6 protein-coding genes are annotated in these 5193 nt (G+C 48.5%); 2 read left to right on the top strand and 4 right to left on the bottom strand.

Annotated elements, in window-relative coordinates; translation table 11 throughout:
• The first annotated feature begins 90 nt into the window (after positions 1-90).
• Positions 91-1344, top strand: a complete 1254-nt coding sequence (locus tag HMPREF3167_RS09730) for a hypothetical protein (RefSeq protein ID WP_148132164.1) — start codon at positions 91-93, stop codon at positions 1342-1344.
• Positions 1345-1390: 46 nt separating this feature from the next.
• Here the strand turns inward: HMPREF3167_RS09730 and HMPREF3167_RS08690 are convergent, their stop codons facing one another.
• The 4 genes from HMPREF3167_RS08690 to HMPREF3167_RS09510 form a co-directional block, all read right to left on the bottom strand.
• On the bottom strand, positions 1391-1969 hold the full coding sequence (locus HMPREF3167_RS08690; RefSeq protein ID WP_160326874.1) for a class I SAM-dependent methyltransferase: 579 nt from the start codon (positions 1967-1969) through the stop codon (positions 1391-1393).
• 246 nt (positions 1970-2215) lie between these two features.
• On the bottom strand, positions 2216-2902 hold the full coding sequence (locus HMPREF3167_RS08685; protein ID WP_062613696.1) for an ABC transporter ATP-binding protein: 687 nt from the start codon (positions 2900-2902) through the stop codon (positions 2216-2218).
• 11 nt (positions 2903-2913) lie between these two features.
• Positions 2914-4134: an ABC transporter permease gene (locus tag HMPREF3167_RS09515; protein WP_083281145.1), complete on the bottom strand. Its 1221-nt coding sequence runs from the start codon at positions 4132-4134 to the stop codon at positions 2914-2916.
• A gap of 44 nt (positions 4135-4178) precedes the next feature.
• A complete protein-coding gene (locus HMPREF3167_RS09510) occupies positions 4179-4586 on the bottom strand; it encodes a DUF4418 family protein (protein ID WP_034509278.1) in 408 nt (135 codons plus the stop codon).
• A 163-nt stretch (positions 4587-4749) separates the two neighbouring features.
• On the opposite strand from HMPREF3167_RS09510, the gene HMPREF3167_RS08675 reads away from it, so the two are divergent.
• Positions 4750-5067, top strand: a complete 318-nt coding sequence (locus HMPREF3167_RS08675; RefSeq protein WP_070446484.1) for a transposase — start codon at positions 4750-4752, stop codon at positions 5065-5067.
• Positions 5068-5193 lie beyond the last annotated feature (126 nt).

Genomic DNA, 5193 nt, shown 5'->3' with positions numbered 1-5193 from the left:
GAAGCGGAACTAAACCCAGGACGCTTCATTCTAGATTTCTAGATCTAAACATCTCTCTTAAAAGGACCACATTTCGGTAGAGTCTTGGCTATGACGGGTTCCGGATCACAAATCGAATTCCTCTCTGATGGCGAAGGCCTCATTATCTTCAGTCAGGATGAGGATTTAGAAGAGTTCGATAACTGTGATGGGTTTTCCGTTTCAAAGGTTTCTCCCCAAGTCCTATTTCGCGCTCAGAATGTTTTCTCCACATTCAGCGAATTTCAAGTGCGCTCAAGCCGCTACGTGAAACTCAGCCCGGAGTCGGCGAAGCTTATGAGGCAACGCGTCACCAAAGGGCCCGTGAGAGGAGCGTTTCGGCGCGGTGATTTCAATCTTGCCGGAAACCCGGGTCAGTTTTTTCGAAAAATTGAGATACGAAGTACTGGCACCTTGGCCCCGGCATTCGCGACTGCGGGAGCTAGCGTAATCGCACAAGCAGCTATCGAGGCAGCGATAGCTGAAATCAAAGATTATCTCGAGACCATCGACGCAAAGCTCGACGCGCTTCTGCGACAGAGCAAAGTGGAATCTTTGGGAGAACTCGAAGGCATCTCGAATGCTCTCAAAGAAGTTGAAGATTACTACCGAACAAATAACAGTGTTTCAGCAACCAAATGGTTAACGATCAGTCACCTAGGCGCCTCCCTCCACACCATGGAAACGACCGCGCTTGAGCAGATATCGAGTTTGGTGGAACAACTGGCGGCAAGCCAAGGTGACTCGAAGAAAACAGCCAAATCCTTCCAGAGCCTAGATGAGAACCTTTCATTCTGGCTCGGTAATCTTGGCTGGAGTATTTGGCTACATGACCGGTTTTATGTCTTGGAGATCGCACACGCACAAGAATTCGAACCCGACCACTTCGACGGCTACCACGCTTCAATCCAAAGAACACGTCAGGAAAGAATCGAATCTGTAACCTGTCGGTTACTGAGAATGAACGATTCTATTCGTGCCACTGCGAACTTGGGGAACAGTGTTTGGGCCACGCATTACCAACGAGCTAGAAAGATAATCGAAGCAGCTAACAGGGCAGAAAACTCAATTCAGCGTTTTGCCCTTCACGTTAATCTCAGCTTTGAAGAAAAAAGCGAACTTCAAATACGGGGGTGGAAAGAGTCTGTATCGGGTTTTGTAGGCGACTCTGTACAAGCAGTCAACCAAAGCCGCCAGAGAGGTGTGGAGCAGATACAAAAGACTGGTGAACGGTTGCGCACGCACCGCGAGGATAGGACTCTGGCGAAGGCGGACAAGATTAGGGCTCGGCGAAATGCGAATAATAACCCGCCAGATTCCCCTTGATCTGCACCATTGCAGGTGCCTGCCGTCAACTGGCCGCTTTTCTTGGTTACGCGAGTTTTCGGGCACGCACCAGCTCGTCATAGGGATGCTTTGAGTTTGCGCCTCGTTCAATGACTTCATATTTCTCAATCGTCCACTTTGGCGACAGATTTTCGAGGGCTTCACGCGCACTCATCACCTTCGAAAAGTCCGGGCCGTGTCCGCGTGGCTTATCCGGGTCAGGCATGTGATGGACGAACAGGAGCGTTCCGCCTGGTTTAACGAGCGAACAAAGATGTCTAAAGAGGTCAGAATTCTTCTGAATCACGGGGTAGAATGCGCTCACTAGGTCATATTCCCCACTAACTTCGCGAGCGTCAGCGACAATCCACTGCACTTTCACTGAGGCCTTGTGAGCCGCAGTCTCGGCTCGGTCTATAGCAATCTGTGAAATGTCTACGGCACTCACCTGCCAGCCTTGCTGGGCCAGCCAGATCGCGTCTGCCCCCTCGCCCGCCCCAACATCGAGGACGGTACCTGGCTTCATGTCTTCAATTTCTCTGCGTAGGAGAGCGTTGACTTTACCGCTCCACAGGCGCCCTTCCGAGGCGTAACGTGCATTCCATTCCTGCGCTTCAGTACTCACGCGAATAAGGTTATCGAAATCCGCACCCTATAACGCTAGCCAGCACCCTAAATAAAATTCAACGCGAAATAACGTTAGATATAGATGCTGATGAAAATGCCGTAATAAGCCAAGTTATCAAGGGATGCGAAAACAAAACTCCACTTATATTCACCGACACCGAAGGCAAGGTGCAATTATTCCAATCGAAAGTGTCGGATACGTGCAGTACAATTCAGGGAACACTAGACGCGTCGGATTTGGATTCTATTTCAGCACGCCTTTGGTTATCGTGTATATCTGATCGGCAAAGCTAGATGTGTCCGAATCGTGTGTAACCACTATCACCGCGGCACCGTCATCAGTAGCTGATCGCAACAAATTCATTACCAATCCGGTAGACTCCTCATCTAGATCTCCCGTGGGCTCGTCTGCTAAGACCACCTCAGGGATGTTTATCAATGTGCGCGCAATTATTACACGGCGCGTCTCACCCCCAGATAGTTCCCTCGGGTAAACCTCGCTTAGGCCCTCAATCTGCAAAGCTTTCATTAGTGATTCAGCCCGCGCATTGACGTCGTAAGGTTTTTCTATACCCCGTTCTTTAGCGATCAACGCCGGTAACAAAATATTTTCACGAACGTTAAGACTAGCGATAAGAGTTTCCTGTTGCGTAGCATATCCAATTCTGCTGCCACGCAAAGTCGAAAGCTCAGAATCATCCAAGTCACCTAAAAGCTGGCCGCATATGCGCACCTGCCCTCTAGTTGGTTGCAGCAATCCAGCAAGCATATTAAGCAAGGTGCTCTTCCCATTGCCGGATCTGCCCTGAATCATTACCATCTGCCCGCTACTAACCTGTAAATTTGCCTCTTCCACAGCGTTAAAATAGCTTCCACGCCGGTAAAACTCGCGGGTTAATCCACTGGCTTGCACAACGACAGAATTCGCCATGTCCCCTCCCTTTACCTCGCCGCACGCAAAGTCAAATAAGTCTCATTTTTCAAGGTTTTACCAGCAGCTATTATCGCTGCGAGTATAGAAATGAGCAGGGCTCCGATTACACAGCAAGCAACTATTACAGACGCTGTTGCAAAACTTATATCAACATAGGGAAGCTCCAACTTGGCACGTATAAGATTGGCAAAGGGATACATTATTACCTCCCCTAATACGCCACCAATCAATCCACCACCCAAGCCGACGAAAAAGCACTCTTTCCCTAGCATAAACATGAGGTTCTTACGAGTCGCTCCCATTATTCGTAATGATGCCAATTCTTTTTTACGTTCACCTACGGATGTGGCCACAACTGCTACCAAAACTATCAGGCCAACCAACCAAAACATTGCAACTATCAACCAAATGTAACCGATTATAGTTATTGTATTAGCCTTTACTTGCGATGCCATTCCCGCAGAGGAAACTACACCCACATGTTGCATTTTATTGGCCAAAGCATCCCCTACGGCTTCTGCCGGATAGTTCGGATCAACTTTTACCAAGATAGACGAAATTGCTCTACCGTTTGGAGGGTTGTGAATATACTCCACTTGCGAAGAATATTTAAACATTTTCTCCACTGTGTTTTGATTTACGAACACAACGGTGTCATACGAAGTTCCTGTGCGCGCTAACTTAGCAGCAACATGCCAAAACTCATTAAAAAGACGCACCTGCCCATTTGGGTCAGCAAACACGTCAGCGCCTACTATAACTTCGTCATCTTTAAGCTCACCAGCATACTCAGTAGCTATCCACGGTTGCACTACAAAGTCGGTTTTTGGGTTGAATCCAATGATCTGTACATCCACCGCGCAACAGCCAGCATCAAGTGAGGTCAAGTAGGTTTCAGGGGTTGCAGCTTTAACTCCCTCTACCTTACGTACCTCTTCCAATATAGAGTCATCGTTAAAATAAAATTTTTCTTTGGATTTACCAAGTAGAAAGCTTTCGGCTGCCTGCTGGTGTTCGTTTGGAAACACAATCAGATCAGCCCCCATGCGTTCCTCCATAGCAGAAAACCCTCGGCTAAGAGCTAATGACATGAAGGTACCGGAGAAAAAAATAACACTTAAAACAATTACTGTGATTGAAAGACCTAACGTGCGTCCCGAGTAATATTTAAGATTTTCCTGTGGAAGCTTTCGTAGCCCGACACCTACCGACGAACTTTTTCCTGCCATGGAACAACCCTTCTTGAGTGCCTATTTACAGTGTTTACGCACTTTTATTTCGCGATCTTTTCACTACGGCAGTCAAACCATATAGCCACAAGCGCACACAGCAACGCCAAAACGCTCACTATTACGAGAGTTGGCAACATTACCTGCCTGCAATGCATGGTTGGCATATCACATACGCCTATGAGCAACGTAACCACTAATATTTCCAATACCGCAGTGGCTGCTACTGAGATATTTAGGCCAATGCGTGTTGGAGCCTTTACTAAGAAGTTAATAAGACCCAGTACGGCTATCATAGCGCCAATACCGAGCGAGGCTTTAGCGCTCCAGTGACAAGCCATCATCGGATGGTCACCATGAATTGGACAAGGCTGAGCGATTGTCATAGGCGCTATCGCTATCATCGTTCCAAAAAGAACTGCTGGGATTCCAGCGATATATTTGTTTTTCATGTGTCTCTTACTTCTACTTCAGTGTCGATTAGAAACGCATTGTGCGAGTCTAAGGCTTCACCCGTCGCGAGCCAAGGCTATAATAACCTGTTAGGTAAGCCTTTGAGGTTACCCTCGTTTAGTGGACACCCGACTTGTACGGATGTTGTGTCCGTAGGAGAGGATGTTCATTGTGAGTCAACAACGCAAGAAGTACACGCCGGAGTACCGGCGTGAAGCTGCGAATCTCGTGATTGAGTCGCAGCGTCCGATTGCTCATGTGGCCCGAGAGATCGGTGTCGCCCCGGGGCTTTTGGGCAAGTGGGTCAAAAACGAGCGGGAGCGACGCGGTGCTGCTGATGGGATGAGCGAGGCGGATCTTCGGGCTGAGAATGCGCGCCTGCGCCGTGAGCTGGCAGAGGCCCGGATGGACAACGAGTTCTTGTCAAAAGCGACAGCCTTCTTCGCCGCGAAGCAACGCGAACAGAAAAGTTCGAACTAATGCGACAGGAGAAGGCGAACTACAGCATCAACCGCATGGCACGCTTGTTAAAAGTGTCACGGTCCGGGTACTACAAATGGGTCAATAAGCAGGAACTGAAGTGTCCCAGGTTTTGTTCCGTTTGAG

Origin of the sequence: Trueperella sp. HMSC08B05, assembly GCF_001808405.1 — a bacterium.
In the GTDB taxonomy this organism is placed as follows: domain Bacteria; phylum Actinomycetota; class Actinomycetes; order Actinomycetales; family Actinomycetaceae; genus Trueperella; species Trueperella bernardiae.
The sequence above is the reverse complement of the archived record's forward strand: the minus strand, read 5'-3'. Positions and strand labels throughout refer to the sequence as shown.

Coding starts and splice junctions, on each gene's coding strand:
- HMPREF3167_RS09730 (WP_148132164.1), top strand. CDS start 91: ATGACGGGTTCCGGATCACAAATCGAATTCCTCTCTGATGGCGAAGGC.
- HMPREF3167_RS08685 (WP_062613696.1), bottom strand. CDS start 2,902: ATGGCGAATTCTGTCGTTGTGCAAGCCAGTGGATTAACCCGCGAGTTT.
- HMPREF3167_RS09515 (WP_083281145.1), bottom strand. CDS start 4,134: ATGGCAGGAAAAAGTTCGTCGGTAGGTGTCGGGCTACGAAAGCTTCCA.
- HMPREF3167_RS09510 (WP_034509278.1), bottom strand. CDS start 4,586: ATGAAAAACAAATATATCGCTGGAATCCCAGCAGTTCTTTTTGGAACG.
- HMPREF3167_RS08675 (WP_070446484.1), top strand. CDS start 4,750: ATGTTCATTGTGAGTCAACAACGCAAGAAGTACACGCCGGAGTACCGG.